4 protein-coding genes are annotated in these 4,229 nt (G+C 71.3%); 2 read left to right on the top strand and 2 right to left on the bottom strand.

Going from position 1 to position 4,229, the window contains the following annotated elements:
* Positions 1-173: 173 nt before the first annotated feature.
* Both JKV81_RS09335 and JKV81_RS09330 read left to right on the top strand, forming a co-directional pair.
* The gene (locus JKV81_RS09335) at positions 174-959 is read left to right on the top strand and encodes a response regulator (protein ID WP_202075372.1); all 786 of its coding nucleotides are present in this window, start codon (positions 174-176) and stop codon (positions 957-959) included.
* A 74-nt stretch (positions 960-1,033) separates the two neighbouring features.
* A complete protein-coding gene (locus JKV81_RS09330) occupies positions 1,034-2,239 on the top strand; it encodes a serine hydrolase domain-containing protein (RefSeq protein ID WP_202075371.1) in 1,206 nt (401 codons plus the stop codon).
* A gap of 3 nt (positions 2,240-2,242) precedes the next feature.
* Here the strand turns inward: JKV81_RS09330 and JKV81_RS09325 are convergent, their stop codons facing one another.
* Positions 2,243-2,749, bottom strand: coding sequence for a hypothetical protein (locus JKV81_RS09325; protein ID WP_202075370.1), 507 nt, complete (start codon positions 2,747-2,749; stop codon positions 2,243-2,245).
* A gap of 63 nt (positions 2,750-2,812) precedes the next feature.
* Positions 2,813-3,976, bottom strand: a complete 1,164-nt coding sequence (locus JKV81_RS09320; protein ID WP_129265697.1) for a polyamine ABC transporter substrate-binding protein — start codon at positions 3,974-3,976, stop codon at positions 2,813-2,815.
* Positions 3,977-4,229: the final 253 nt, after the last annotated feature.

Here is a 4,229-nt window from a genome sequence, read left to right as displayed (position 1 = left end):
GGCGGCACCACCGGGCAGGGGCCGGGCGGCACCACCGGGCTGGGGCTGGTCGGCATCAGGGAGCGGGCGGCCGCACACGGCGGGCGGGCCACGGCCGGCGCGGGTCCCGGCGACCGCGGGTTCCAGGTGCTCGCCACCCTTCCCCTTGTAACCTCCCCGGAGGGGGTGGGGAGTTGACGATCCGTGTGGTGGTGGCCGACGACCAGGAGCTGGTGCGCAGCGGCTTCGCGATGATCCTGGACGCGCAGCCGGACATCGAGGTACTCGCCGAGGCGGCGGACGGTGCGCAGGCCCTCCGCGCGGTGCGCGCGCTGCGGCCCGATGTGGCCCTGCTGGACATCAGGATGCCCGTCATGGACGGCATCGAGGCGTGCCGGGCGATCAGTGCCGGGAGCGACTGCCGCACGGTGATGCTGACCACCTTCGACTCGGACGAGTACGTCTACGAGGCGCTGCACGCGGGCGCGAGCGGATTCCTGCTGAAGGACGTGCGGCGGGACGATCTGGTGCACGCGGTACGGGTGGTGGCGGCGGGGGACTCGCTGGTCGCGCCCTCGGTGGCCCGCCGGCTCATCGCCGAGTACACCTCACGTCCCGTGGCGTCCCGGCCCGGGCGGGAGCCGGCCCTGCTGGACGCGCTGACCGCCCGGGAGCGGGAGACCCTTCTGCACCTGGCGCGGGGGCTGTCCAACGCGGAGATCGCCGCGGCGCTCGTGGTCAGCGAGCACACGGTGAAGACCCATGTGGGCAACGTCCTGTCCAAGCTGGGCCTCCGGGACCGCATCCAGGCCGTCATCTGCGCGTACGAGACGGGGCTGGTCGCACCCTCGCGCGAGCCGGGTCCCGTTACTCCCTCGCGCGAGCCGGGGCCGGTCGCTCCCTCGCCCGGGGGAGGGACCGCTGCCGCCTCCCCCGCGCGGGTGAGGCGGACTCCCCCGCACGACCCCTCGCTCGGGTGATCCGCCGGGGCCTCCGGATCAACAGGATGGAGCCGTAGAGCAGTTACGGACTTCATCTCTCCCGGAGGCATCCGATGAACACACGCGCCCGCACGCTCCTGGCCGCGGCCCTGGTCCTGGGTATCGCCGCCGGCCCCACCGCTCCGGCCGCCCTGGCGAACGGCCTCACTGCCCCGTCACACGCGGCCGACGCGCGCACGCGCCCGGTCCCGGCCGCTGACGCCGCCGCCCTGCGCGCGGCGATCTCCGGGCTGCCCGCCGACGACGCCACCGCCGCGCTCGTGCGGGTCGGCGGCACCGGCGGCAGCTGGCACGGGAGCTCCGGCGTGCACGATCTGGTCTCGAACCGTGCGGCCGACCCGTCGGCGCGCTTCCGGGCGGGATCGGTGACCAAGGTGTTCACGGCCGCCACGGTCCTGCAACTGGCCGGGGAGCGGAAGCTGGACCTCGACCGCACGGCCAGGCACTACCTCCCGGATCTGATCCCCGCGGCGTACGGCGGGGTCACCGTGCGGCAGCTGCTCGACCACACCAGCGGGATACCGGCGGCACCGATGCCCGGCAGCACCCTGGAGGAGGCGTACGCCCACCGCTTCGACCTGCACACACCGCGCGAGATGGCCGCCTCGGCCATGGTGCAGGCCCCGGAGTTCGTCCCTGGCCGGAGCCAGCACTACCTCAACATCAACTACACCGTGCTGGGGCTGCTCGTGGAGAAGGTGACGGGCGATACCTACGCACACCAGGTGGGCGAGCGCATCCTGCGCCCGCTGGGGCTGCGCTCCACGTCTTTCCCCGGCACCGAACCGGGCATCCGGGGACCGCACAACCGCGGCTACCAGGTCTTCACCGCCCCGGGCGGCGGTACGGAGCTGCGGGACGTGACGGTGTGGGGCGTGACCGACACCTGGGCCGCCGGGGACCTCGTCTCCACCACGGCGGATCTGGAGCGCTTCACCCGGGCGCTGTTCTCGGGCGAGGTCGTGAGCGGGCCCCTGCTGGAGGAGATGTTCACGCTGCCGGACCCCTCGGTGCGTACGTACGGGACGGGGAAGCCCGCCCAGTTCAGCGCGGGGCTGAGTGTGCAGACCCTGGGCGGGCGTGAGGTGTGGGGGAAGTCGGGCGGCCGCTGGGGCTACAACTCGCTCGTGGCGGCCACCCGTGATCTCTCCAGAACCCTGGTGTACAGCGTCAACTCCACCGACGCGAAGGGCCAGGACATGAACGCCACGGCGATGGACGTCGTGGTCGCCGCCTTCGGGGCCCCGTCGGCAGGCTGAGCGTCACGCCGGCACGGCGGCGGTCTCCAGGCGCTTGATCATGCGGTGGACGACGAGGAGGGGGATGACGCCGAAGACACCGAAGGACATGTCGATGACGGTCCACCAGAAGGGGATGTCACGGATCGGCCCGCAGATCAGGGCGAGCGGGATGATCCCGGCGCACGCGATCATGCCGAACTCGATGACCCAGATGTTGCGGACCGGGTCGCGGTAGGGGCCGTAGAAGGCGACCGCGATGACGAGGTGCGCGAAGGCCAGCCAGTCGGTGCCGTACAGCACGAAGGGATAGGAGGCGTCGGCCTCGTCGAGGCCGGTCCGCACCCGGGTGATCCACTCCGCCAGGGCCGGGAAGTGTTCGGGGACGGGGGAGGCGGAGGAGGTCAAAAGGTCCTCGACCCAGCGGAGTTCGGTGACCAGCGGGAAGGCGGTGAGCCCGCTGAGTACCAGACAGACGATGAAGACGACCAACCACACGCGTATGCGCCGCAACAGGGCTCGCTCGCTCATGAGCGCAGCGTACGCCGGTCATGAACACGTTCAAAAAGTGGGGTGAGTGCGCTCTGCCGGCGCTCAGAGACCGACGATGGAGTTCCACTTCTTCGCGAACCCGGTGCGCTCCTCGGAGGTGATGTCCCGGGCGATGGCCAGGCGTCGGCGCATCGCGTCGTCCGGGAAGATCAGGGGGTCCTCGGCCAGCGCGGCGGTCTCCTCGTCCTTGGAGGAGGCCAGGACCTCGCGGGCGGCGGGGACGGGGCAGACGTAGTTGACCCAGGTGGCCAGTTCCGCGGCCACCTCGGGCTCGTAGTAGTGGTCGACGAGCTTCTCCGCATTGCGCTTGTGGCCGGCGAGGTTGGGGATCATGAGTGACTCCGACCAGAGCTCGGCGCCCTCCTCGGGCACCACGAACTCGATGCCCGGGTTGTCGGCCTGGAGCTGGATGACGTCCCCCGAGTAGGCCTGGCAGGCGAGCACGTCGCCGTTGGCGAGGTCCTTGATGTAGTCGTTGCCGGTGAAGCGCCGGATGTGGCGGGACCGCACATGGCGTGCCACCTGCTCGCACATCTCGTGGAAGTCGTCGGCGGTCCAGCGGGTGATGTCGGCGCCGTTGCCCTGCATCAGCAGGGCGAAGGCCTCGTCGAGCCCTGACAGCAGGGTCACCCTGCCCCGCAGGTCGTCGGCCCAGAGCTCGCTCGTATGCCGGATCTCCCGGCCCAGCTTCGCCCGGTTGTACGCGATGCCGGTGATCCCGGACTGCCAGGGCACGCTGTGCAGCCTCCCCTCGTCGAACGCGGGGGACCGCAGCTGGGGGTCCAGGTACGCGGCGACATGGGGCTGGCGCGAGCGGTCCATCTCCTGCACCCAGCCGAGCCGTACGAACCGGGCGGCCATCCAGTCGCTGATGACCACGAGGTCCCGGCCCGTCGACTGATGGTTCATCAGCGCCGGGCTGATCTTGCCGAAGAACTCGTCGTTGTCGTTGATCTCCTCGGTGTACGTCACGGAGATCCCGGTCCGCCGGGTGAACGCGTCGAGGGTGGGCCGCTTCGACTCGTCCTCGTCGTCCGTGTCGATGTAGAGGGGCCAGTTGGCGAAGTGCAGCGAGTGGTCGCTGTCCGAGCGGTCGGGGCCCGAGCGGTCGCCGGGCTCCACATAGGCGGCGGGCACGCCGCAGCCGGCCAGCGCGGCACCGGCCGATCCGGCGCCGAAGGCGCGCAGCAGGGAACGACGGGACATGAGGTGGTCCGGAATCGAGCGCACCCGCGCAGCATGTCGGTCCGCCGCCACGGCGGGCAATGGACCAACCGTCCAGCGGGGACGGCCGTGCCCGCACACCATGTCCATGGCGGAACCCGGGCGGACGGCACCCGGGACGCGGAACGGCCCCGGGCGGGCCCGGGGCCGTGATCCCTGCCGGGCGCCGGTCAGTCGTCGAGCGACGTCATGACGTGCTTGATCCGGGTGTAGTCCTCGAAGCCGTACGCGGAGA

Source organism: Streptomyces silvae (genome assembly GCF_016745505.1).
Classification (GTDB): domain Bacteria; phylum Actinomycetota; class Actinomycetes; order Streptomycetales; family Streptomycetaceae; genus Streptomyces; species Streptomyces silvae.
This window is presented reverse-complemented; position numbering and strand designations above follow the sequence as displayed.

Bases quoted from the DNA above. Each gene is read 5' to 3' on its own strand.
- JKV81_RS09330 (WP_202075371.1), top strand. From the start codon at position 1,034: ATGAACACACGCGCCCGCACGCTCCTGGCCGCGGCCCTGGTCCTGGGT.
- JKV81_RS09325 (WP_202075370.1), bottom strand. From the start codon at position 2,749: ATGAGCGAGCGAGCCCTGTTGCGGCGCATACGCGTGTGGTTGGTCGTC.
- JKV81_RS09320 (WP_129265697.1), bottom strand. From the start codon at position 3,976: ATGTCCCGTCGTTCCCTGCTGCGCGCCTTCGGCGCCGGATCGGCCGGT.